This window comes from Pseudomonas sp. 05N431 (assembly GCF_056397005.1).
This window is the reverse complement of record NZ_JBFTMN010000003.1, coordinates 266,445-288,670: the sequence shown is the minus strand read 5'-3', so window position 1 is coordinate 288,670 and position 22,226 is coordinate 266,445. Positions and strand designations below refer to the sequence as shown.

General features: G+C 58.1%; 22 protein-coding genes and 2 pseudogenes. 7 read left to right on the top strand and 17 right to left on the bottom strand.

Annotated elements, in window-relative coordinates; all coding sequences use genetic code 11:
* Positions 1-62: 62 nt before the first annotated feature.
* From AC1DIG_RS06765 to AC1DIG_RS06755, 3 genes and pseudogenes are all read right to left on the bottom strand, one after another.
* Positions 63-494 (bottom strand): annotated as a pseudogene (locus AC1DIG_RS06765) (methyl-accepting chemotaxis protein); the annotation flags it as partial.
* 117 nt (positions 495-611) lie between these two features.
* Positions 612-1,382 (bottom strand): annotated as a pseudogene (locus AC1DIG_RS06760) (PAS domain-containing protein); the annotation flags it as partial.
* A 444-nt stretch (positions 1,383-1,826) separates the two neighbouring features.
* Positions 1,827-2,705, bottom strand: coding sequence for a LysR family transcriptional regulator (locus tag AC1DIG_RS06755; RefSeq protein WP_477766656.1), 879 nt, complete (start codon positions 2,703-2,705; stop codon positions 1,827-1,829).
* A 99-nt stretch (positions 2,706-2,804) separates the two neighbouring features.
* Between AC1DIG_RS06755 and gstA the strand changes: the two genes are divergently transcribed.
* Positions 2,805-3,413: a glutathione transferase GstA gene (gstA, locus tag AC1DIG_RS06750; RefSeq protein WP_477766655.1), complete on the top strand. Its 609-nt coding sequence runs from the start codon at positions 2,805-2,807 to the stop codon at positions 3,411-3,413.
* 64 nt (positions 3,414-3,477) lie between these two features.
* On the opposite strand, the gene AC1DIG_RS06745 is transcribed toward gstA, so the two are convergent.
* The 4 genes from AC1DIG_RS06745 to AC1DIG_RS06730 all read right to left on the bottom strand — a co-directional run bounded on the left by AC1DIG_RS06745 (position 3,478) and on the right by AC1DIG_RS06730 (position 6,940).
* Positions 3,478-4,491 carry an ABC transporter substrate-binding protein gene (locus tag AC1DIG_RS06745; RefSeq protein WP_477766654.1) on the bottom strand — a complete coding sequence of 338 codons (1,014 nt, stop codon included), beginning with the start codon at positions 4,489-4,491 and terminating at the stop codon, positions 3,478-3,480.
* Entirely contained in the window at positions 4,488-5,045 is a 558-nt protein-coding gene (locus AC1DIG_RS06740; protein WP_477766653.1) for a sigma-70 family RNA polymerase sigma factor, read from the bottom strand. Before AC1DIG_RS06740 ends, AC1DIG_RS06745 begins: the two co-directional genes overlap by 4 nt.
* 153 nt (positions 5,046-5,198) lie before the next feature.
* The gene (locus AC1DIG_RS06735; protein ID WP_477766652.1) at positions 5,199-5,990 is read right to left on the bottom strand and encodes a phosphate/phosphite/phosphonate ABC transporter substrate-binding protein; all 792 of its coding nucleotides are present in this window, start codon (positions 5,988-5,990) and stop codon (positions 5,199-5,201) included.
* A gap of 8 nt (positions 5,991-5,998) precedes the next feature.
* Positions 5,999-6,940, bottom strand: a complete 942-nt coding sequence (locus AC1DIG_RS06730) for a fatty acid desaturase (protein WP_477766651.1) — start codon at positions 6,938-6,940, stop codon at positions 5,999-6,001.
* Between the two features lie 359 nt (positions 6,941-7,299).
* Here AC1DIG_RS06730 and AC1DIG_RS06725 point away from each other — a divergent pair, with 359 nt between their 5' ends.
* Positions 7,300-7,740: a GNAT family N-acetyltransferase gene (locus tag AC1DIG_RS06725; RefSeq protein ID WP_477766650.1), complete on the top strand. Its 441-nt coding sequence runs from the start codon at positions 7,300-7,302 to the stop codon at positions 7,738-7,740.
* Between the two features lie 79 nt (positions 7,741-7,819).
* Here the strand turns inward: AC1DIG_RS06725 and def are convergent, their stop codons facing one another.
* From def to AC1DIG_RS06710, 3 genes are all read right to left on the bottom strand, one after another.
* On the bottom strand, positions 7,820-8,359 hold the full coding sequence (gene def, locus AC1DIG_RS06720) for a peptide deformylase (RefSeq protein WP_019693200.1): 540 nt from the start codon (positions 8,357-8,359) through the stop codon (positions 7,820-7,822).
* A gap of 2 nt (positions 8,360-8,361) precedes the next feature.
* On the bottom strand, positions 8,362-9,306 hold the full coding sequence (locus AC1DIG_RS06715; protein WP_477766649.1) for a YihY/virulence factor BrkB family protein: 945 nt from the start codon (positions 9,304-9,306) through the stop codon (positions 8,362-8,364).
* A 176-nt stretch (positions 9,307-9,482) separates the two neighbouring features.
* Positions 9,483-9,674: a CsbD family protein gene (locus AC1DIG_RS06710; RefSeq protein ID WP_427532081.1), complete on the bottom strand. Its 192-nt coding sequence runs from the start codon at positions 9,672-9,674 to the stop codon at positions 9,483-9,485.
* Positions 9,675-9,873: 199 nt separating this feature from the next.
* Between AC1DIG_RS06710 and AC1DIG_RS06705 the strand changes: the two genes are divergently transcribed.
* Positions 9,874-10,251, top strand: coding sequence for a hypothetical protein (locus tag AC1DIG_RS06705; protein ID WP_054593671.1), 378 nt, complete (start codon positions 9,874-9,876; stop codon positions 10,249-10,251).
* A 172-nt stretch (positions 10,252-10,423) separates the two neighbouring features.
* Here the strand turns inward: AC1DIG_RS06705 and fadD1 are convergent, their stop codons facing one another.
* Both fadD1 and fadD2 read right to left on the bottom strand, forming a co-directional pair.
* Complete coding sequence (fadD1, locus tag AC1DIG_RS06700; protein WP_477766648.1) at positions 10,424-12,124, bottom strand: long-chain-fatty-acid--CoA ligase FadD1; 1,701 nt, start codon at positions 12,122-12,124, stop codon at positions 10,424-10,426.
* A 354-nt stretch (positions 12,125-12,478) separates the two neighbouring features.
* Entirely contained in the window at positions 12,479-14,167 is a 1,689-nt protein-coding gene (fadD2, locus tag AC1DIG_RS06695) for a long-chain-fatty-acid--CoA ligase FadD2 (RefSeq protein WP_477766647.1), read from the bottom strand.
* A 228-nt stretch (positions 14,168-14,395) separates the two neighbouring features.
* Between fadD2 and AC1DIG_RS06690 the strand changes: the two genes are divergently transcribed.
* Complete coding sequence (locus AC1DIG_RS06690) at positions 14,396-15,340, top strand: lysophospholipase (RefSeq protein ID WP_477766646.1); 945 nt, start codon at positions 14,396-14,398, stop codon at positions 15,338-15,340.
* A 42-nt stretch (positions 15,341-15,382) separates the two neighbouring features.
* Positions 15,383-15,853: a MaoC family dehydratase gene (locus AC1DIG_RS06685; protein ID WP_071553717.1), complete on the top strand. Its 471-nt coding sequence runs from the start codon at positions 15,383-15,385 to the stop codon at positions 15,851-15,853.
* Between the two features lie 143 nt (positions 15,854-15,996).
* On the opposite strand, the gene AC1DIG_RS06680 is transcribed toward AC1DIG_RS06685, so the two are convergent.
* A complete protein-coding gene (locus tag AC1DIG_RS06680) occupies positions 15,997-16,464 on the bottom strand; it encodes a PA2169 family four-helix-bundle protein (RefSeq protein ID WP_477766645.1) in 468 nt (155 codons plus the stop codon).
* 202 nt (positions 16,465-16,666) lie between these two features.
* Between AC1DIG_RS06680 and AC1DIG_RS06675 the strand changes: the two genes are divergently transcribed.
* Together AC1DIG_RS06675 and AC1DIG_RS06670 are read left to right on the top strand one after the other, a co-directional pair.
* Complete coding sequence (locus tag AC1DIG_RS06675) at positions 16,667-16,903, top strand: DUF3820 family protein (RefSeq protein WP_019693207.1); 237 nt, start codon at positions 16,667-16,669, stop codon at positions 16,901-16,903.
* Between the two features lie 20 nt (positions 16,904-16,923).
* Entirely contained in the window at positions 16,924-18,105 is a 1,182-nt protein-coding gene (locus tag AC1DIG_RS06670) for an aminotransferase class V-fold PLP-dependent enzyme (protein ID WP_477766644.1), read from the top strand.
* 27 nt (positions 18,106-18,132) lie between these two features.
* Here the strand turns inward: AC1DIG_RS06670 and AC1DIG_RS06665 are convergent, their stop codons facing one another.
* From AC1DIG_RS06665 to zwf, 4 genes are all read right to left on the bottom strand, one after another.
* Positions 18,133-18,858: an intradiol ring-cleavage dioxygenase gene (locus AC1DIG_RS06665; protein WP_477766643.1), complete on the bottom strand. Its 726-nt coding sequence runs from the start codon at positions 18,856-18,858 to the stop codon at positions 18,133-18,135.
* Positions 18,859-19,209: 351 nt separating this feature from the next.
* Positions 19,210-19,875 carry a bifunctional 4-hydroxy-2-oxoglutarate aldolase/2-dehydro-3-deoxy-phosphogluconate aldolase gene (locus AC1DIG_RS06660; protein ID WP_024264889.1) on the bottom strand — a complete coding sequence of 222 codons (666 nt, stop codon included), beginning with the start codon at positions 19,873-19,875 and terminating at the stop codon, positions 19,210-19,212.
* 17 nt (positions 19,876-19,892) lie between these two features.
* On the bottom strand, positions 19,893-20,606 hold the full coding sequence (pgl, locus tag AC1DIG_RS06655) for a 6-phosphogluconolactonase (RefSeq protein ID WP_477766642.1): 714 nt from the start codon (positions 20,604-20,606) through the stop codon (positions 19,893-19,895).
* On the bottom strand, positions 20,593-22,062 hold the full coding sequence (gene zwf / locus AC1DIG_RS06650) for a glucose-6-phosphate dehydrogenase (RefSeq protein ID WP_427536057.1): 1,470 nt from the start codon (positions 22,060-22,062) through the stop codon (positions 20,593-20,595). The genes pgl and zwf overlap by 14 nt, the downstream gene beginning before the upstream one ends.
* Positions 22,063-22,226: the final 164 nt, after the last annotated feature.

Here is a 22,226-nt window from a genome sequence, read left to right as displayed (position 1 = left end):
CAAAAAGGATTCTCGATCAAGTAATAGCACTTGATCGAAGATCCTTTCCGTTGCATGACGTTTTAACTGAGTTGCAATGTCGAGTTGAACTGACTGATGGCGTCTACCACATGCCGTGAACCCTGCTGGATTTCCAGGATCACCTCGCCCGCTTCATTGGCCAGTTCCACGCCCAGTCCAGTACGGCTCAAACTTGACTGCATGCTCGACACGGCACTCAAGGACAAGTCGTGGTTCTTGCGCACCACCTCTACAATTTCCACGGTTGCATGGCTGGTACGTGCCGCCAGGCTACGCACCTCGTCGGCAACCACCGCAAATCCTCGCCCATGTTCGCCGGCCCGCGCAGCCTCGATAGCGGCGTTGAGTGCCAGCAGATTGGTTTGATCGGCGATACCGCGAATGGTCTGAACAATGGTGCCGATGATGTCGGACTGTTTGCTCACCGCATCGATGCTGAGGGCCGCTTCGTTGAGATCCCTGGAGATCTCTTCGATGATTTGCACGGTCTGCTGCACCACCTGCGAACCTTTCTGGGCGCACGCATCGTTTTGCACCGAGGTTGAATGGGCCGACTCGGCGGCAGTCTGCAACGTGGTCATCTGCCGGGTGATGTCGCTGGCGAACTTCACCACTTTGTACAAGCGGCCCTTGGTGTCGAAGATCGGGTTGTACGAAGCTTCGAGAAAGACCATGCGACCGTGTTTGTCGACCCGTTCAAACCGACGCGAATGGAATTCGCCACGGTTGAGCGAAGCCCAGAACGCCTTGTAGGCCGCAGACTCGCTCTCTGATCGATGACAGAACAGGCTGTGGTGCTGACCCACTACTTCGTTAAGCGAATAGTGCATGGTCTGCAAGAAGTTATCGTTGGCGGTAATCACCCTGCCGTCGGGGGAGAACTCGATCACCGCCATGGCACGGCCCAAGGCATTCACTACGCTCTGGTTTTCATGCTCTTTATTGATTCGGGCCGTGATGTCCGAGGCCACCTTGATCACGCTTCGTACTTGTCGGTCAGTCCCGATCACCGGCATATAACTGGCCTCAAGCCAGACTTCCTTGCCGCTCTTGTTCAAACGCAAGAAAGTGCCACTGCTTGATTCGCCACGCCCCAACTCACGCCAGAAGCGCTGGTAATCTTCGCTCTTGGCGTACTCCTCTTCACAAAAAATACGGTGATGCTTGCCGCGCAGCTCCTCGATGGAATAGCCGACGGCCTTACAAAAGTTTTCGTTGGCCTCGAGGATCACACCGGTGGGGTCAAACTCGATCATTGCCATGGAGCGGCTGATCGCCGCCAACTTGGCATTGGCCTCGCTCAACGCGCAACTAAATCGCTCTATCTCAAGCAGGTCAGACTTGTGGTGTCGATTGAACATGGTGGTATCACCTTCAGCGCTGTCTTTTGATGAACGGAAGTTCCCAGTCTTTCACTGGACTTACGACGACTTTCCACAGAACAGGCAAACGCATCCTCACACGAAGGATAAGAGTCAGGTGATCAATGATGATTAATCGGAGTGTCCATACTGCAACGCTCTTATCAAGCCATCCTTTTCTTGACGCCCCGTGCAGGGGCCAACCCAACATTCACAAGTAATTCCCTCTAAGAAACACTCCTTTTCAGCGCAGTGCCTTCAATTGCGCACTCTTATTGATCATTCAATTTACAGCCGGCCGCAAAACACTGACTCAAGCACAATCAGGCTGAGGCATCGAGACTTTCACGCTTTATAAATTGACCGGCATCAGTAGCTACGAGTGAGCATAGACAGCAACGCCACGGATGCAAGGCCATCAATAGGCCATCTTTTTATCGATGCTCAGAGCGCCGCAGGATGGAGCATCGCCAGCAGCGCCTGGACCGCTGCAGAGGGCTCCCTGAGCGGTGTGGCGACCAGCGCAAACTCTCGATGAACAGGCACCGCCAACGGCAGTACGCGCAACCCCTTGCGATTGGCTGGCAAGGTCATTTCCGGAACCAGCGTCACCCCGACGTTTTCCCGAACCAGCGTGAACGCACTGGCCCACTCTCGAACTTCAACCCGGACATCCAGCAGCGCAAGACCTGCATCCGCTGCCAGGCTGCGGGCATTGACGCTGCATCCGCCAGTGGCCAGCACGAACGGCTGCCCGACCAACGTTTCCAACCTCAATCCGTGCTCATGGTTTCCTCGAGCCAATGGGTGCGCCATCGGCAGCACCGCAACCCAGGTATCTCGCCCCAACATTCCGGCGTTGCGTTCAGGTGGGGGATTGAGCACCACCCCCAGATCAACCAGGCCAGCGCCAAGCAACGCTTCAACTTCGTTGTCGCTGACCTCCAGCGCCACCACCTGAATACCGGGATACAGCTGATTGAACTGACGCAACAGCGGCGGCAGAAACGTTGCGAGCACCATCGGAAAACTGGCCAGACGGATCGTGCCACGCTGAATATCCCGCGCCGCGTCGGCAGTGGCCCGGATGGTCTCAAGGGCCTGGAGCATCACCCGCGCCTGTTCGATCACGTGTACTCCGACTGCGGTCGGCAAGGTCTGACGGTTTTCCCGGACAAACAACTGGATGCCGAGCATGTCCTCAAGCAAGGCCAGCGCTTGACTGGCACCTGACTGAGTCATGCCCACCTGTTCGGCAGCGCGAGTAATGTTGCCCGTGTCGGCGATAGCCACCAGCATCCGCCAATGCATCAGGTTCATCATGGCAGTAGCTATCCTTATGGCTGATGTCTGAAAGATTAATTTTACGACATGCGCGGGCGACCATGACACTGATCAAAATCCTCACCTGGAACCCTGATCATGAAGTTGTATTTTTCGCCTCAAGCCTGCTCCCTTGCACCGCACATTGTTCTGCGTGAACTGCAACTGCCATTCGAGCTGGTCCGCGTCGACAACCGAACGAAGATGACCGGCGACGGTGCCGACTTTCTTGCGATCAACCCGAAAGGCTATGTCGCGGCGCTGCAACTGGATAACGGCGATGTGCTGACCGAGGGACCAGCCATCCTGCAATACCTGGCTGATCTTCGCCCGCTTGCCGGCCTTGCACCGGTGTGCGGATCCTGGGAAAGAGTGCGCTTGCAGGAAGTCCTGAACTTCATTTCGAGTGAGATTCATGGCGCTCTGGGACTGCTGTTCAATGCGCAGTTCCCTGATCAGGTGAAAGCGCTCTTCAAGGAGAAACTGTTCAAGCGGTTTGCCGTGCTGACCCAGACGCTGGAGCAACAGGAGTATCTGCTGGGCGAACGTTTCAGCATCGCTGATGCCTATCTGTTCACCGTGCTGCGGTGGACGTCCTTGTTTGATATCGACCTGGAGCAATGGCCGCCGCTGGAGCGTTTTCAGGCGCGGATTGGCTCACGGCAGGCCGTGAGCGAGGCGCTGGCAGCCGAAGTGGCTAACGCCTGAAGATTGATCGCTGACAAGCCGGCGATGGCGCCTTCATGGGCGCCATCACCGCTGAATGACACGCCTACAAACTGCTGCTGACTTTCGTCGCGACCTGCGTGGGTACCCAGCCTTGCCACACCTGCGGTTGCTCGCGCAGGAAGGCTTGTGCGACTTTGCGCGGTTTTTGGCGTTTTTCGCTCATCTGGCCGAGGGTCTGGTTCAGCAGATCGATCGGTAAATCGACTTTCTCGAAGAACGCCACCAGGTCCGGGTATTGGGCCTTGAACGGTGCCGAGACGCCGATGGCGAGGTTGGCCGGCATCGAGCGCGTACCTTTGGGGTGTGGGTTGTTAGCGTCGGCCAGGGTTTTCCAGGCCTCGGCATCGAAGGCCGGTTCGTCGAGCTTCACCAATTTGAAACGCCCCAACAGCGGTGTTGGCGACCAGTAGTAGAAAAGCACCGGCTTGCCGCGCCGAATCGACGAACTGACCTCGGCATCCAGCGCCGCCCCCGAGCCGGTGCGGAAGTTGACGAAGCTCTCGGTCAACGCATAGGCCTTGAGCTTCTGGCTGTTGACGATCTCCGAGGTCCAGCCGGTCGGGCTGTTGAGAAAGCGTCCGCGAGTCGGGTCTTCCGGATCCCGGAACACGTCCTTGTAGCGCGCCAGATCGGCGACCGATTTCAGCTCCGGCGCCAGCGGTTTGATCCCGCGCTCGGGATCGCCCTTGATCACGTATTCCGGCACCCACCAGCCTTCGGTGGCGCCTTTGACGGTATCGCCCAGACCGAACACTTTGCCCTCGGCCTGTGCCTTGATCCAGGCAGGACTACGCCCCGCCCACTCCTCGCCGATGACCTGAATATCATCCTTGGCCAGGGCGGCTTCAAGGCTGACGGTGCTGCCCGGCAGCGTGTCGGTCGGGTAGCCGTAACCTTTCTCGACGATCAACCGCAGGATCTCGGTGATCAGGCTGCCGCTTTCCCAAGTGATGTCGCCGAAGTGGATCGGCGCGACTTTTTCTGCGGCGGGGGCTTGAGTCATGGTCAGGCTTGCCGCCAGCAGCAAACTGCCAAGCAGGGATTTGATGGATCTCATGCGGACCTCTGAAAGCTGGATTGTCTGAACGATGAATGAACATGCGACGGCTCGCGCCACAGGCTGCACAGCGCCTGGGAACGGGCCATGTAAACGCTGACCGAGCGCAGGGAAATACCCAATTCACGGGCAATTTGCGGGTACGTCAGGCCGTCGAGCCGGGACAACAGAAACGTTGCCTTGACCTTGCCCGGCACGCGTTCAAAAGCCTGCTCCAGGCCGTTGAGTACCTGCTGTACCTGAATCAGGTCTTCAGGTGACGAACTTGGGCGAGGCGGCTCATGCAGCAACTGATCAAGGTGCTCGTGCTCCAGGCCGCGACGGCGCCAGGACCGATAAATCAGGCGTTTGGCGATAGTGCCAAGCAGTGCACGGGGCTCACGGATCGGCACCAGTTGCGGAGAGCACAGCAACGTTTCAAAGGTCTGCGCAGCAATGTCTTCGGCACTGGCGCTGGAATCGAGGTGGCGGCGCAATTGCGAGCACAGCCACGGGTAATGACTGCGGAACAATCCGCCCACGTATTCACGGTGAGAAGGGTCGGTGCCGGACATGGAGGCTCCAATAACTAGGGTTGCGCTGGATGTCCGGTGGTCCGGTGCAGTGATCCTAGCAAGGAGACTTATTCCTTAATAATACTTAAAAACTATTTTTATATATTTTTTATGAATATATACAGGCGCAATGTCTGGCAACCGTTTCACCCCTCAACGCAAGCGTCCATACCCCAGCTCTTCAGCTTCCTGCCGGTAATCGAGGAGGATCCGGTAGTCGCTTTCAGTGGCCGGCAACACCTCGTGGAGCCCCAGGGTTTCAACCACCTCAGGCAGTTCATTCAACGCCTGGTTCATCACCTCGCGAAGGTGCTCGACCTGCTCATCGGTCAGGCTGGCGACGCCGATATACGGCAAGGTCGGGCTGAACGCACTGCGCGCCACCACCCGCAAACCTTCGACTTCCTGCGGTGCGTGCCGCGCCAGATAAGCGAAAGTCACGCTGTCGATGGCCGCCAGGTCTGCGCGTCCGTCACGCAGCCAGCGCAGGCTTTCACGGTGGCTACCGCTGACCGCCACGCTGGAAAAAAACTGACCATTGCGTTGCAACGCGGCGATGCGGTGACGCAACAGATTCATCCCGCTGTTGGAGTCCTCGCCATTGATCACCGCTCGGCACCCCAGCAGCGCCGGCAAGGTTCGGCGCGGGTCGTCGGCCCGGGTCAGCAGCAGGCTGCAATGGTTGCCAGCGCTGCTGTCCTGCAGCTCATAACGCGGCCGACCGATCACCCGCACCTGCCCGCGCAGTGTCGTCATCAGCGGATAGCCACAGGTCTGCGTGAGCAGTAATTGCGGGGCCAGCCAAAGCTCCATCAATGACAGGCCTTCAGCGTTCAAACGGGTCGCGTCGAGCCGCTCGACGATACGCGCCAGCCAGTGCTCATTGGCCTGACGTATCGGCTCGGGGGCGACGTACATCAGTAATTCTGCAAAACCTGAAATCATGCCGGTTCTCAACTGAAAGGATGCTGCGGACTGTCCACGGGCCTGAGCCCGTGCTGACGCAACAGCTCACCATAGCCGCGCACCAGAAACCCGCCACTACGCGCCTGCCATTGTTCGCGCCGTGCGCGATAGACCTGCGGCAAATAGAACCACGGCAAACCCGGCAGATCGTGATGCACCAGGTGCAGATTCAGGTTAAGGAACAACCAGCGCCAAGGCCAGGCAGCCTCGTTGAGCACGGTGCGCTTTTGCGATTCGCGGTGCGGGCGATGTTCATAGTAGGAACGGATCATCCCTACCGACAACGCCGGCACGCTGATCAAGAACAGGTAATGCCAGACAGGAACAGCACTGTAACCCGCGATGAAGGTCAGCATCAGTACGGTCAACGCGCCATGGGTCAGCCACATCAACCAGGCCTGGCGATCACCTCGGCGCAAGCGCTGGAGTTCTTCCTTGGCCAGCGCCAGCAACGCCAGCGGCGCACCGACGGCGAAGCGCCCCAACACGGTTTTGTTCAGCCAGTGCAGGCTGCGCTCGAACACTGAACTGCCCTGCCACTGTCGCGTGCTCACGTAGCGACTTTCCGGGTCGCGGCCAGGTAACGTCAGGTCTTCGTCGCGGTGATGCAAGAGGTGGCTGTCGCGGTACAGGGTGTACGGGTACCAGACAGCAAAAGGTGCGTAGCCGAGAAGTTTGTTCAACGAGGTAAAGCGCGTCGGATGCCCATGCAACAGCTCATGCTGGACCGACATCCACAGCACCACAATCGGTATCAGCAGCAGCGTGCTCAACCACAGTCCCAACCAGGTACTGGCCAGCAGCACGCCAAACCAGGCCGCGTACACACCGATCAACAGCAGCCAGGTCGGCCATTCACTACGACCGGCAAATGTTCGGCGCAGGGCTTCAATTTCTTCACGCAGGTTTTGATCAAGGTAATAGGACATGGCTCGGCTCAGAACAGGACAAGCCAACAGACAAAGTCGGCCTTATCCCCTTCTGTGCAACGACGCAGGGAAATCTTGCAGCTCGATAGGTTATTTAACTGGAAATGAACGCGGAGCCCGATTGCCGGGCTCCGTCAAAGCGGGCTCAGTGCCCGAACACACCGACTTTTTTGGCCTTTTTGTCAGCGCGTTTTTCAACGGCTGTCTTGGTCGGTTTCTTTTTCGCCGCTTTCTTCGAATCCAAGCCTTTGCTCATGATGCACGCTCCACCAACTGGGAATATGAGATCAGGTATACACCTATCTCGCAGCGTTGGTTCTTTTATAATAGGCGCATTTTTCGCGGTGACCCTCTCGCACATGCCCAACACCCAGTATATCCAGCTTGCCGAGCCGTTGTGGCCGTTGCTGAACAAGTTTTACCGCACTCACCAGTCATCGATGAAAGCAGTTCGCGATGCTCAACTGTGGGTTGGCAAGCGTGGCGAGATCATCGCCGGGCTCTGTTTGCGGCCGACGGCGGAGGGGTTTTGGCTGACAGGGTTATTTGTCGACCCGGCCCTTCGGGGGCAAGGCATTGCGGCGGGGTTGATGACCCAGGCGCTATTGCAGACCGAAGCCCCGGTGTGGCTGTTCTGCCACCCGGACTTGCGCGAATTTTATGAGCGCAATGGTTTTACTGCGGACCCGTTGTTGCCCTATGCACTGGCCGAGCGTCTGGCTCGCTATAAGCGTAACAAGCCGATGATCGCCATGGGTTTTCAAACTGTGGGAGCGAGCTTGCTCGCGATGAAGGCCTGACAGTCAATATTGATAGCGACTATCTCACCACTATCGCGAGCAAGCTCGCTCCCACAGGAGGGTGAGGTGAAATGTCGGATCAATCATCAGCCGCCGGATCAAGATCCGGGAACATCACCTCGGTAAACCCGAACTTGCGAAAGTCGGTGATCCGCGACGGGTACAACCGGCCGATCAGGTGATCGCATTCGTGTTGCACCACACGGGCGTGAAACCCCGAAGCGATGCGCACAATCGGCTCGCCCTTGGGATCGACGCCTTCATAGCGAATGTGCTGATAACGCTCCACCGCCCCCCGCAGCCCCGGTACCGACAGGCAACCTTCGAAGCCCTCTTCCAGCGTCGGATCAAGCGGCGTGATCAATGGATTGATCAGGATCGTCTGCGGTACGGCATCAGCGTCCGGGTAACGTTCGCTGTGCTCGAAACCGAAGATCACCAGTTGCAGGTCGACACCGATCTGTGGGGCTGCCAGGCCGACGCCACCGACACTTTCCATAGTCTGGAACATGTCATCGATCAACTGCCACAGTTCGGGGCTGTCGAACATTTCGGCCGGTACCGGCGCAGCGATACGCAGCAGGCGCTCATCGCCCATTTTCAGGATTTCACGGATCATCGTCAGGCTTCGTCAGTGGTCGGGTTGAGCGAGTGGTCCCGCCCCAGTCCCGAAACATGTTGTTTTTCGTCGTGTTCGCCGAGGCCCTTTGCGCCAGGATGCTTGCCTTCGTTCGACATGTGATCGATCACCGCATTCATCTCCGCGCCGAGCAACAGCACCGCAGCGGAAATGTAGAAGTACAGCAACAGCACGATGATCGCGCCGATACTGCCATACATGGCATTGTAGTTGGCGAAGGTCTTGACGTAGTAACCAAAACCCAGCGAAGCGATGATCCACACTACCACTGCCAGTACCGAGCCCGGCGTGATGAAGCGAAACTTCTGCTTCACATCAGGCATCACGTAGTACATCAACGCGACCGCGACCATCAGCAAAATCACGATCACCGGCCAGCGCAGTATCGTCCAGAGGATGACAATGTACTCTTCCATGCCGATCTGCGACGCAATCCATTCCATTACCTGCGGGCCGAGCACCATTAATGCAGCCGCGACCAGCAGCATGCCGGCAACGCCGACGGTGTAGAAGATCGACAGCGGGAAACGCTTCCAGATCGGCCGGCCTTCGACCACATCGTAGGCCGCGTTCATCGCGCTCATCATCAGCCGCACACCCGCCGAGGCGGTCCACAGGGCGATGACGATACCCACCGAGAGCAATCCACCCTTGGATTGCTGGAGCTGGTCGATCACCGGGTTCACTTGTTCCAGTGCTTGCGGCGGCAACACCAACTCTGTCTGAAGGCGCAGCCAGGAAAAGAAATCCGGCAGGTGCAGGAAACCGATCAGGGCGATCAGGAACAGAATGAACGGAAACAGCGAGAACAGCATCTGATAGGCCAGCGCCGAGGCATACGTCGACATCTCGTCATTGATGAACTCAGTGACGGTGCGCATCATCACGCGATGCAAGGGTAAGCCTTTCAACTCCGGGAACATCATAGCGTCTCCTTTCGCCGCAAAAGGTTGAAGTCGGGGGCGACTCAGGGGCCGTTTTCTACATCAAAGTAACCTACTTGGCGACTTTGAAACAATTTCGGGGAGGTTAAATAACAGTAACCGACATAAAAACGGCCATCCGTGGATGGCCGTCGCATGCATTAACGCGGGTTATCGGATCAGGCTTTATCAATGGTTTTCTTGATCGCATCTTTAGCCTTGCCGAGCGCTTGCTGGGCTTCGCCTTTCTTCTCCTGAAGCTTGCCTTCGGCTCGCAACTTGGGATTGTCGGTGGCTTTACCCACACCTTGCTTGACGTTGCCGACCGCTTCGTTGGCCAGGCCTTTAACTTTATCGCCAGTGCTGCTCATGGTATTTCTCCTGTGAACATTCAAAGGTCAGTGTCGTTACCTAGTGGTTGACTGGTGGGCGCTGCACAGCGTTCCATTTATTTTCACACGGTCATTTCATCAGCACATGCAGGTTGGGCTTTATGTTTGCCAGCTAACCCCCGAGAATGCGCAACGTATTCAGGCCGTGGCGCTGAAGATCCAATCCCGTAGGAACGTTATGAAACTCGATAAAAAGCAGGCCATTGCCCGCAGAAACCAGGAACTCGGCGGTGCAGTGCTTGGCGTCAACAACTGCCATTTCACCGAATTGAACCGCAACCGCAACATCTGGTGGTTTGATATCCCGGTTGCGCGCCTGGCCATTGGTCAGTACGAGTGGGTTCACCTGCTGATGTACACGCCGGCCACCGACGAACTGCTGCACCTGAAAGTGCCGACGGTGTTCCTGCGCGAGAAACTCGAAGGCCTGGTGGTGCGCAATGAAGGCAAGCGCAAGGCGGCCCTGAGCCTGGAACTGAGCGCCGACAAGGACTCGTACCTTCAGGACATGCGCCCGGCTGGCACCAACGTCAATTTCGCGCAGTTCCGCCTCTGACAGCAAAAGCTTCGCGAGCAAGCTCGCTCCCACATTGGATTTCGGTTGTACACACATTTTGTGTTCGCTGAAGATCAAATGTGGGAACGGGCTTGCTCGCGAAGGCGGCCTGACTGGCACAGAAGATTTCTCTGCCAGCAACAAAAAGCCCCGCATCTGCGGGGCTTTTGTTTTATGCGCTGACCTTCTTCAAGCCGAGTTTCTTCAACTCTTCGTCACGCAGTTCGCGACGCAGGATCTTGCCGACGTTGGTGGTCGGCAGCGCATCGCGGAACTCAATGGCTTTCGGCACTTTGTAGCCGGTCACATTGGCACGCATGTGCGTCATCACCTGCTCTTTGGTCAGGGTTACCCCCGGTTTGGCGACGATGAAAATCTTGATCGCCTCGCCCGACTTCTCGTCCGGTACACCAATGGCTGCGCATTGCAGCACGCCCGGCAAGGTGGCCAGTACGTCTTCGAGCTCGTTCGGGTAGACGTTGAAACCGGAGACCAGAATCATGTCTTTCTTGCGATCGACAATACGCATGTAGCCGTCTGGCTGGATCAGCGCGATGTCACCGGTCTTCAACCAGCCTTCGCTGTCGAGGATTTCATCGGTGGCTTCCTGGCGCTGCCAATAGCCCTTCATCACTTGCGGACCTTTTACGCACAGTTCGCCGATTTCGCCCAACGGCTGTTCAACGCCGGCGTCATCGATGACTTTGCACAGGGTCGACGGCACCGGAATACCGATCGTGCCTATCTGAATGTTCTGGTTTGGATTGACGGTGGCCACCGGGCTGGTCTCGGTCATGCCGTAACCTTCGCAGATGGCACAACCGGTCACGGCTTTCCAGCGTTCGGCAGCGGCCAGTTGCAGGGCCATGCCACCGGACAGGGTGATTTTCAGGCCTGAGAAGTCCAGTTTGCGGAACGCTTCGTTGTTGCACAGCGCCACGAACAACGTGTTCAGGCCGACAAAACCGCTGAACTTCCACTTCGACAGTTCCTTGACCATCGCCGACAGGTCGCGCGGGTTGCTGATCAGGATGTTGTGGTTACCGATCAGCATCATTGCCATGCAGTGAAAGGTGAAGGCATAGATGTGGTACAGCGGCAGCGGCGTGATGAGGATTTCGCAACCTTCATTCAGGTTGGAACCCATCAGCGCCCGGCACTGCATCATGTTCGCCACCAGGTTGCGGTGGGTCAACATTGCCCCCTTGGCCACGCCGGTAGTGCCGCCGGTGTATTGCAGCACGGCAACGTCGCTGCTGGCCGGGTTGGCTTCGGTCACGGGCTGGCCGTGGCCTTTGCTCAAGACCTCATTGAACTTGACGGCCTTGGGCAGGTGATAGGCCGGGACCATCTTCTTCACGTACTTGATGACGCTGTTGATCAGCAAGCGCTTGAGCGGTGGCAGCAGGTCGGCCACTTCGGTGACGATGACGTGCTTGACGCCGGTCTTGGGCACCACGGCCTCGGCCAGGTGCGCCATGTTCGCCAGGCACACCAGCGCCTTGGCGCCGGAATCGTTGAATTGGTGTTCCATTTCCCGCGCGGTGTACAGCGGGTTGGTGTTGACCACGATCAAGCCGGCGCGGATGGCACCAAACACGGCGATCGGGTATTGCAGCAGGTTTGGCAGTTGCACGGCGATTCGATCGCCCGGCTGCAAATCGGTATGCTGTTGCAGGTAAGCGGCAAAAGCACCGGACAATTCGTACAGCTCACCGTAGGTGAGTGTCTTGCCGAGGTTACTAAAGGCCGGTTTGTTGGCGAAGCGTTGGCAGGATTGCTTTAACACTGCCTGAATATTCGGATACTCGTCTGGATTGATCTCGGCAGCAATTCCAGCTGGGTACTTATCCTTCCAAAAGTCTTCGATCATGGAAGCCCACTCCTCAGCAACGCGAATTCTTCACCGCATTTGATGCGATTATTATTGGGTGTGTTTTTATTGGTGAGTCCGGCTTTTACAAAGGCCGAGAAGTCACAAAGCGCGCCGAGAGTAGCAGCTTTGCCAAGGCCCTACTAGAGCCAAAAGAAGCCCCTACAGTCACTTTGATGACTCAAGAATAGCAAGCAGTCATTTTAGAGCAAAAATTCTATAATACCTTGAAAGCCCCGTGAAATGGGCCTCTCCCCCTAAAAGCATCGCGGGCAAGCCCGCTCCCACAGGGGGTCACGCTGACCTTGTGGGAGCGGGCTTGCCCGCGAATGCGCTAAGCGCAGCCTTCAGGTATCAAGCGATATCGCGCAGCTCCCGCCGCAATATCTTGCCCACTGGCGTCATCGGCAGCGACTCACGCAGCACGATGTGCTTGGGCACCTTGTAGGCGGTGAAATTTTCCTTGCAGTAGGCCTTCAGCTCTTCAAGGCTGACCCCCGCTTCACGCGCCACTACGAAGAGCTTCACCGCCTCCCCGGAACGCTCGTCGGGCACACCGATTACCGCACAGTTGGCGACTTTCGGGTGCGCCATCACCACGTCCTCGATCTCGTTCGGGTACACGTTGAAACCCGAGACGATGATCATGTCTTTCTTGCGGTCGACAATCCGCACAAACCCGTCCGGGTCGATTACTGCGATATCACCGGATTTGAACCAGCCGTCGGCATCCAGCACCTCGGCGGTGGCTTCGGGTTTCTGCCAGTAGCCCTTCATGATTTGCGGGCCCTTGATGCACAGCTCGCCCCGCTCGCCCATGGGCTGTTCGACACCTTCATCATTGATGACTTTCAATGTGGTGCCCGGCACTGGCAGGCCGACCGTACCAATGCGTGACTTGTCGCCATACGGGTTGGTGCAGGCCACTGGCGAGGTTTCGGTCAAGCCGTAGCCTTCGGTGATCCGGCAACCGGTTATCTGCTCCCAGCGTTCAGCGGTGGCCTTGACCAGTGCGGTGCCGCCGGAGTTGGTGAGTTTGAGGCTGGAGAAGTCCAGGGTCTTGAAGTCCGGATGGTCCATCAACGCGACGAACAGCGTGTTGAGCCCGAGCAGCGCCGAGAACCGCCAGTTTTTCAGCTCTTTGATGAAGCCGGCGATGTCCCGTGGATTGGTGATCAACACGTTGTGGTTGCCGGTCACCATCATGCACATGCAGTTCGCCGTGAAGGCATAGATGTGGTACAGCGGCAGCGGCGCAATCATCACTTCCTGACCTTCGCGCAGCAGCGGTTTGCCATCGCTGCCGAACTGGCCAAGACAGGCGCGGGCCTGCTGCATGTTGGCGACCAGATTGCCGTGGGTCAGCATCGCGCCTTTGGCCAAACCCGTGGTGCCGCCGGTGTATTGCAGCACGGCGACATCGTCGAGGCTGACCTTCAATGGCTTGATGCCTTGACCGCGGCCCAGGCGCAACGCGCTCTTGAAGGAAATCGCCTGCGGCAGGTCATAGGTCGGGACCATCTTCTTGACCTTGTCGACCACGGTGTTGATCAGCCAGCCCTTGGCGGTCGGCATCAGGTCGCCCATCTTCGCTTCGATCAGGTACTGAATCTCGGTGTCGGGCAGTACTTCCTGGACCTTCTGCCCGAACATGTTCAGGTACACCAGCGCCCGGGCACCGGAGTCCTTGAACTGGTGACGCATCTCACGCGCGGTGTACAGCGGATTGGTGTTGACCACAATCAGCCCGGCACGCAACGCACCGAACACGGCAATCGGGTAATGCAGGACATTGGGCATCTGCACCGCGATGCGATCACCGGGCAACAGGTCGGTCTGTGTTTGCAGGTAGCCAGCGAACGCCGCGCTGTAGCGTTCAAGCTCGGCATAGGTGAGCGTCACACCCATGTTGCTGAACGCCGGACGGTCAGCGAATTTCTTGCAGGAACGCTCGAACACCTCGATCACCGACTTGTAGGCACCCGGATCGATATCATTGGGTACGCCGGCCGGGCGTTTGTCATTCCAGAAATCAGGTTGCATTGTTTTTGTCCTCTTTACCTGAGCGAATCCGGGCCGCCTCTCTGTGACGCTGAAATGCGGGGCTTCTGGGACACTAGCAGCTATGGTGATTCAGGCAAATATACGCACCAGCTTCATTGATAGCGTGAATCTTGCTGCTGGGGGACACCCACATCGCACGCCCTGCCGTTGATGAGCTATACAATGCAACGACGCCGCGCCTAAACAAAACCGTGCAAAGGAATCGCCATGATCCACGATACATTCTGGTTGACCGCGAGCGATCACAGTCGACTTTTCGTCAACCAGTGGCTGCCTGAAGGCCCGCTGAAGGCGGTGATTCTGCTGTCCCACGGCATGGCTGAACACAGCGGTCGTTATGCGCGGCTGGCGCAGGCTTTATGCGCCGAGGGTTACGGTGTCTACGCACTGGACCAGCGCGGCCACGGCAAAACCGCCGAAAACGGCGTGCTCGGGCATTTCGCGGACAAGGGCGGTTGGCACAAAGTGGTCGGAGACCTGGCCAGCCTTAACCAACACATCGGCCAACACCATCCGGGCATCCCTATCGTGCTGCTGGGCCACAGCATGGGCAGCTACATCGCCCAGGCGTACCTGCTGCATCACAGCGCCAGCCTGTACGGCGCCGTACTCAGTGGCTCGAACTTCCAGCCAGTTGCGCTCTATCGCGTAGCGCGCCTGATTGCACGTTTCGAACGCTGGCGCCAGGGAGCTACCGGTCGCAGTGCATTGATCGAGTGGTTGTCGTTCGGTTCATTCAACAAGCCCTTCAAGCCCCATCGCACCCGGTTCGACTGGCTCAGCCGCGACCCGGACGAAGTTGACAAGTACGTCCACGACCCGCTCTGCGGCTACCGTTGCACCAACCAGCTGTGGATCGACCTGCTCGGCGGCTTGCAGCAAATCAGCAAAGCGTCCAATCTCGCGGAGATCGATCCGGGCCTGCCGTTGCTGGTGATCGGTGGTGAATGTGATCCGGTGAGCGAAGGCAAACGTCTCAAGGCTCTGGCCGACGCACTGCGCGGCGCCGGCAACCAGTGCATGCAGCTCAATATCTACCCGCAAGCCCGGCACGAACTGTTCAACGAGAGCAACCGCGATGAAGTGACCGCGGACCTGCTCAAATGGCTGGCTGAGGCACTGAGCCATCGCCGGCCACCCCGAACCGAATAATGTTTGGTTATCACACTTAACTCGTCACAGGATTCAAGACACATGACCCAGGTTACCAATACCCCGTACGAAGCCCTCGAAGTCGGCCAGACCGCCAGCTACAGCAAGACCGTCGAAGAACGCGACATTCAGCTGTTCGCGGCGATGTCCGGAGACCACAACCCGGTGCACCTGGACGCCGAGTTTGCGGCAGCGAGCATGTTCAAGGAACGCATCGCCCACGGCATGTTCAGCGGTGCGCTGATCAGCGCCGCCGTCGCCTGCGAGCTGCCTGGGCCGGGGACTATCTATATCGGTCAGCAAATGAGCTTTCAGAAGCCGGTAAAAATCGGCGACACCCTGACCGTACGCCTGGAAATCCTCGAGAAACTGCCGAAATTCCGCGTGCGCATCGCCACTCGGGTATTCAACCAGCGCGATGAGCTGGTCGTGGACGGCGAGGCCGAAATCCTCGCACCGCGCAAGCAACAGACCGTGACCTTGCCGACACTGCCCGCGATCAGCATTGGCTGATGCCCATCATCGTTCCCACGCTCCGCGTGGGAATGCCGCCCCGGACGCTCTGCGTCCAGCCGTTATGTGACGCGGAGCGTCACTGGATGCATTCCCACGCAGAGCGTGAGAACGATCTTTTGATCCAGGCGTTGTTGACCGACTTACGAGCGGGCGCGAGCCTGGTGACGCAAGGCTTTGACCTGATCGTGATTGCGTTGCGCACCGTGATACTGACGCTCTACCAGATCACGAATCCCCAGCAGATTGTCTTCGTTGATCATCTCGAGCGCGGCTTTGTAAGCCTTCAGGGCATGATCCTCGCCACGCTCGGCTTCGTTGAGCACCACCTCTTCGCTCTTTCCGGTGACCAATGATTTGAGGCCGACCCAACGACGATGCCTATCACCGCCGACACGGGTTCTGGTCTCAGGATCGCCACCCATCGAACGCACGGTATGTTGAAGTTCAGCCGCCGCGGTGGCGCACTCGGCAGCGCGTTTGACAAACAGCGCCTTGAGTTCAGGATGCTTGATGTCCTGGGCACAGGTCTTGAAACCCTCCTGACCGTCCTTGCTGATCTCGATCAGGTCGTTCAGGACTGAAATCACTTCTTTATTGATGTCAGTCATTTTTCAATTCCTCGCAGACTGAGAGAACTACATAAAACGCTGCATCTCGTGTGCCAGCCCTTTAGTTGGATTTTTTCCTTATATTTCAATAAGTTAAATTTTTTCCAAGCATCTGCACCCGAGTTATTTGCATGATCTGTCAATTGGCCTGCATGCAGAATGCCTGTATTTTCCAGACTGTTTGAATCAAGACGAGCGATCGATGAATCCCGAAAAGCTTGAACTGCTGGTCACCCGCGAAATGCCCTTTGGCAAATACAAGGGTCGCATCATTGCCGACCTGCCCGGCCAATACCTGAACTGGTTCGCCCGCGAGGGTTTCCCCCACGGTGAATTGGGTGGCTTGCTGGCCCTGATGCAGGAAATCGATCACAACGGCCTGTCCGACTTGCTCGACCCGCTACGCGCCAAACATGGCAAACCCAAACCACGCCACTGAACCACTGAACGAGTCGCCCCATGCCAGAAAACACTCGCCGCGCCCTTGATGAAGCTTTTTGGCAAACGTTCGCCGACCGCTACGAAGTCCAGCCAGGTCCGATCAATCTGGAAAATGGTTACTTCGGCCGCATGTCGCGTACCGTGGTCGAGGAGTACCAACGCAACATCGAGCTCATCAACCGCAGCAACTCGGTGCATGTGCGCCAGCGCTTCGAAAAAATCGAAAGCGTGGAAATACGCGGGCAACTGGCCGAGCTCTTGCAGGTGCCCGCCGAAGCGGTAGCCCTGACCCGCAACGCCTCGGACGCGCTGCAATCGCTGATTCGCAACTACAACGGCTTGCAACCGGGCGATCAGGTGCTGCTGTGCGATCTGGAATACGACACGGTCAAAAGTGCGATGCGCTGGCTGGCACGCCATCGCGGCGTCGAAGTGATCGAGATCGAACACGCCCATCCCGCCAGCTTCGAGTCATTGGTGGCGAGCTACCGCGAGGCGTTCGTGCGTTATCCACGGCTCAAGCTGATGGCACTGACCCACGTCGCCCATCGCACCGGCCTGGTGATGCCGGTCAAGGCGATTGCCGAGGCGGCCAAAGAGCACGGGATCGACGTGATCCTCGACGGCGCCCACGCCCTCGGTCAGATCGAATTCAACCTTGATGACCTGGGCATCTCTTTTGCCGGCTACAACCTGCACAAATGGATCGGTGCACCCTTGACCCTGGGGTTTATCTACATCGCACCACAACGTCTGGCCGATATCGATCCGGAGATGGGCGAGTTTCACTTTCCGCTCACCGACATTCGCTCGCGCACGCCTTACAGCACGCCAAACATTCCGGCGTTACTGACCTTGCCGCTGGTGTTCGAAGAACATCGTTCCATCGGTGGCGCAGCCGCCAAGGGTGCGCGACTTAATTACTTGCGCAATCTGTGGGTCGAGGCCGTTCGCGATGTGCAGGGCATTGAAGTCATGACCCCGGATGATCCGCGCCTGTATTGCGGTATCACCTCGATGCGCTTCACCCGGCATGCCGACCAGCAAGCGATGGTCGACCGCCTGCTCAACGACTACAACCTCTTCACCGTGACCCGCAGCGGTTCGGCGTGCGGCAGTTGTATTCGCATCACACCGGGCCTGACCAGTACTGCGCAGGAAATGCAGCGGCTGGCTCGGGCCCTGATCGAACTGAGTTGAGGCGATGAACACCGGAGCTTCTGGTGTTCACACGGTATAGATGTCGAAGTCTTCGGGCTTGATCTGCGCTGACATCGCGCGCTTGTCGATCCCGATGGTCAACTGCCCGAAATAACCGTCTTCCCAGGAATCACGGGCAATGGTGTGGATTTTCAGTATCGAGTCTTCCCCATGCATTTGGGTAAAAAGCTCATCCTGATCGTTGCGCAGCGGCGAAATGCTCCGCCCGCTGTAGTCTTTGGCGTTCAGCACCGAACGTGACGTCACCTCGGGAAGGTACAGCTGGCCGACCCAGGCAACATGCCGCGCCTCCAGGTGATTGCTGCCGGTTACGATTCGAACGGCAACGTGGATGTGCACGCTGCGCCCTGCATAAAACCCCGGATAAATCGTGGTAAACCTGACGACGCCTTTGCGATCGGTGAATTGCCCACCGCGCAAATAGGTATCGTCATCGGTACGCGGAACCGAGCCGATATCGCCGACATCGACCTCTTTATCCGGATCGATCCTGCTCCAGCCCGAATAGGCCCCTCGCGCATTGCATTGCCAGATATCCACCAAGGCATCCGTCACCGGTTCGCAGGTGCTGACGTCGACAATGCTCAGTTTGAGCAGCAACGGAATACCGCTGGCACCTTCACTGATGTTTCTTCGGATCAACCTGGGGTTTCTGAAGTACGGGCCGGCAATCTGTTCAGGGGCCAATAAACAGACTGGCCCGGTTGCCATGGTTGTTGCGTGTTCTTCCATGAGTTGCTTCCTCCATAAGTGACTCGAAGGATAAACAGATCTCCGGGGTGGATTGCGGTAACTATGTATGCCGCTATAGGCGTTCCAACTCCCCGTAGCAGCTGTCGAGCCTGCGAGGCAGCGTTCGGCCGCGCAGCGGTCGTAAATTCAGGCGGCGCGTTCTTCCAGGTAAACCGCATTCGCAGGATTTGCGAGGACTTCGTCCTCGAACGCAGCCTCGCAGGCTCGACAGCTGCTACAGGGCCGCCGCTTTTCCACAGGCAAAAAAAAACGGCGCACTGACCAAGTGCGCCGTAAAGCCGTAGAACACAACTACAACGATTCTGCGTAAAAAACCGCCGGTAAAACCAATCAGTCCAGCAGGGCCAGCGCCTCGGCGGTGCACTCCTGGATACGTGCCCAGTCGCCGTTCTTGATCCACTCCGGATCAAGCATCCAGCTACCGCCGACGCACATCACGTTTTTCAGCGCCATGTAACTCTTGATGTTGGCTGGGCCAACACCGCCAGTGGGGCAGAAACGTACTTCGCCGAACGGGCCGCCAAGGGCCTTGATCGCCGCCACGCCACCGCTGACTTCCGCCGGGAACAACTTGAAGCGGCGATAGCCCAAGGCGTAGCCCTCCATGATCCCGGAGGCGTTGCTGATGCCCGGCAACAGCGGAATCGGGCTGGCGACGCTGGCTTCCAGCAGATCGCGGGTAATGCCTGGGGTCACGATGAACTGCGAACCGGCGGCTTCAGCAGCGGCCAGCATGTTGCGATCGAGCACGGTGCCAGCACCGGTGACCAGCTCCGGACGCTGCTCACGCAGAACCTGGATGGCCTTGAGGCCGAACTGCGAACGCAGGGTCACTTCCAGGGCCGTCAACCCACCTGCGGCAAGGGCATCGGCCAGTGGCAGAATGTCTTGCTCGCGGGCAATGGTGATCACCGGCAGAATCCGCGCCTTGACGCAGAGGCTGTCGATCAGGGCAACTTTGTCCGCCATGGAAACGGTCGGTTGAGTGTTTGTCATAGCGGCTGATCCTTGGTTCATGGGCACCAGTAAATCTCTAACGTGGGTTGCAGAAACGCGCGAATCGGCATTGCGGCGACATCGTCACCGGCCAGTGCGGCACTCAGGGTGGTCAGCTTGGACTGACCGGAAATCGATAGCACGGTGAACTGTGCCGAGGCCAGCAGCGCACGACTCATGGTCAGGCGCTGGTGCGGCACGGTCGGCGCCAGCATCGGCAAGCAACGGCGTGTGCCGTCGGCCTGCAAGGCTTCGGTCAGGTTCGGGCTATTGGGGAACAACGAAGCGGTGTGACCGTCGTCGCCCATTCCCAGCACCAGCGCGTCGATCGCCGGCAACTCGGCGAGCAAGCGGTCGGCCTGCTCGGCAGCCTGTTCAAGGTTGGCAGTGGCGCTGTAGAGACTGAGAAACTTCGCCTTGGCCGCCGGGCCTTGCAACAGGTAGCGCTTGAGCAGACCGGCATTGCTGTCGGCATGCTCCACCGGTACCCAGCGCTCGTCCGCCAGGGTCACCACGACCTTGGACCAGTCCAGTGCCTGTTTGGCCAGGTGCTGGAAAAACGCTACCGGGCTGCGTCCGCCAGAGACAACCAGCGTCGCGCTGCCGCGGGCATCGATGGCATCGCTGAGTTGCTTGGCCACCGTCAGTGCCAGGCCTTCGGCCAGCAACACCGGGCTGCGAAACTCATGAGCGCGGACGCCCTGAGGCAGGTTGAATTCAGATATCGCCATACCACGACCTCCCGTCCCGCGTGATCAGTGCAATGGAGCTCATCGGTCCCCAGGACCCGGCCGCGTACGGCTTGGGCGCATCACCGGACTTTTTCCACCCGGCGATCAGCTGGTCACACCACTTCCACGCGGCTTCGATTTCATCTTTACGGACAAACAGGTTCTGATTGCCACGCATCACTTCCAGCAACAACCGCTCGTAGGCATCGGGGATCCGCGCGCTGCGATAGGTATCGGAAAAATTCAGCTGCAACGGACCGCTGCGCAGCTGCATGCCCTTGTCCAGGCCTTGTTCTTTGGTCATCACGCGCAAGGAAATACCTTCGTCCGGTTGCAGGCGGATGATCAGCTTGTTGCTGATCTGCAAGCGCTGCTCGGGGGCGAAGATGTAGTGCGACGGTTCCTTGAAGTGGATGACGATCTGCGACAGTTTCTGCGGCATGCGTTTACCGGTACGCAGGTAAAACGGCACGCCGGCCCAACGCCAGTTGCGGATGTCGGCACGCAGGGCGACGAAGGTTTCGGTGTCGCTCTGGGTGTTGGAGTTCTCCTCCTCCAGGTAACCCGGCACCGACTTGCCTTCGCTGTGACCGGCGATGTACTGGCCGCGCACCACTTGGGTGGTCAGGCCTTCCGGACTGATCGGCGCCAGCGCCTTGAGCACTTTGACTTTCTCGTCACGGATGCTGTCAGCCGAAAGATCCGCTGGCGGGTCCATGGCGATCAGGCACAGCAACTGCAACAGGTGGTTCTGAATCATGTCGCGCAGTTGGCCGGCCTTGTCGAAGTAGCCCCAACGGCCCTCGATCCCGACTTTCTCGGCGACGGTGATTTCCACGTGGGAAATGTAGTTCTGGTTCCACTGGGTTTCGAACAGGCTGTTGGCGAAACGCAGGGCGATCAGGTTCTGCACCGTCTCTTTGCCCAGGTAGTGGTCGATGCGGTACGTGCGGTTTTCCGGGAAGTACCGCGCCACTGCGTCGTTGACCTTGCGCGACGACTCGAGGTCCGAACCGATCGGCTTTTCCAGCACCACACGGGTGTTTTCGCTCAGGCCGACCTTCGCCAGGTTCTCGCAAATCGCGCCGTACACCGCAGCGGGCGTCGCGAAGTAGGCAATCATCCGCTGCGCCGAACCGGCCAGCTCGGCCAGGGCGACGTAGTCGTCGGACTTGAGGAAGTCGACATGCAGGTACGTCAGGCGTGCCAGGAAGCGCTCGACCACGGCTTCGTCGAGTTCCTTGGCATCAACGTAATGGCGCAGTTCACGGGCAATAAATGCCAGATGCTCTTGCTCACTGCCTGGCTCACGGGCCAGTGCGATAATGCGCGTGTCCTCGTGCAGCAGGCCAGCGCCATCCAGTTGGTACAAGGCAGGAAACAGCTTGCGCAGGGCCAGATCGCCCAAGGCGCCGAACAAGGCAAAGGTGCACGGTTCAACCGTAATCGAAGGCATGATGTTTGTTCTTTTATCAAGTTAAGCTACAAATACCTTTTTTTAAGGCATCGCTCAAGGAAAAATGTAGTAATAACCACAACATTTTTCCAAAATACAGATTCCGAGTGGTGGTCGGTCGGGGCCATCAGTAGGATAGGCCACCATTATGGGCCGCTTCACAG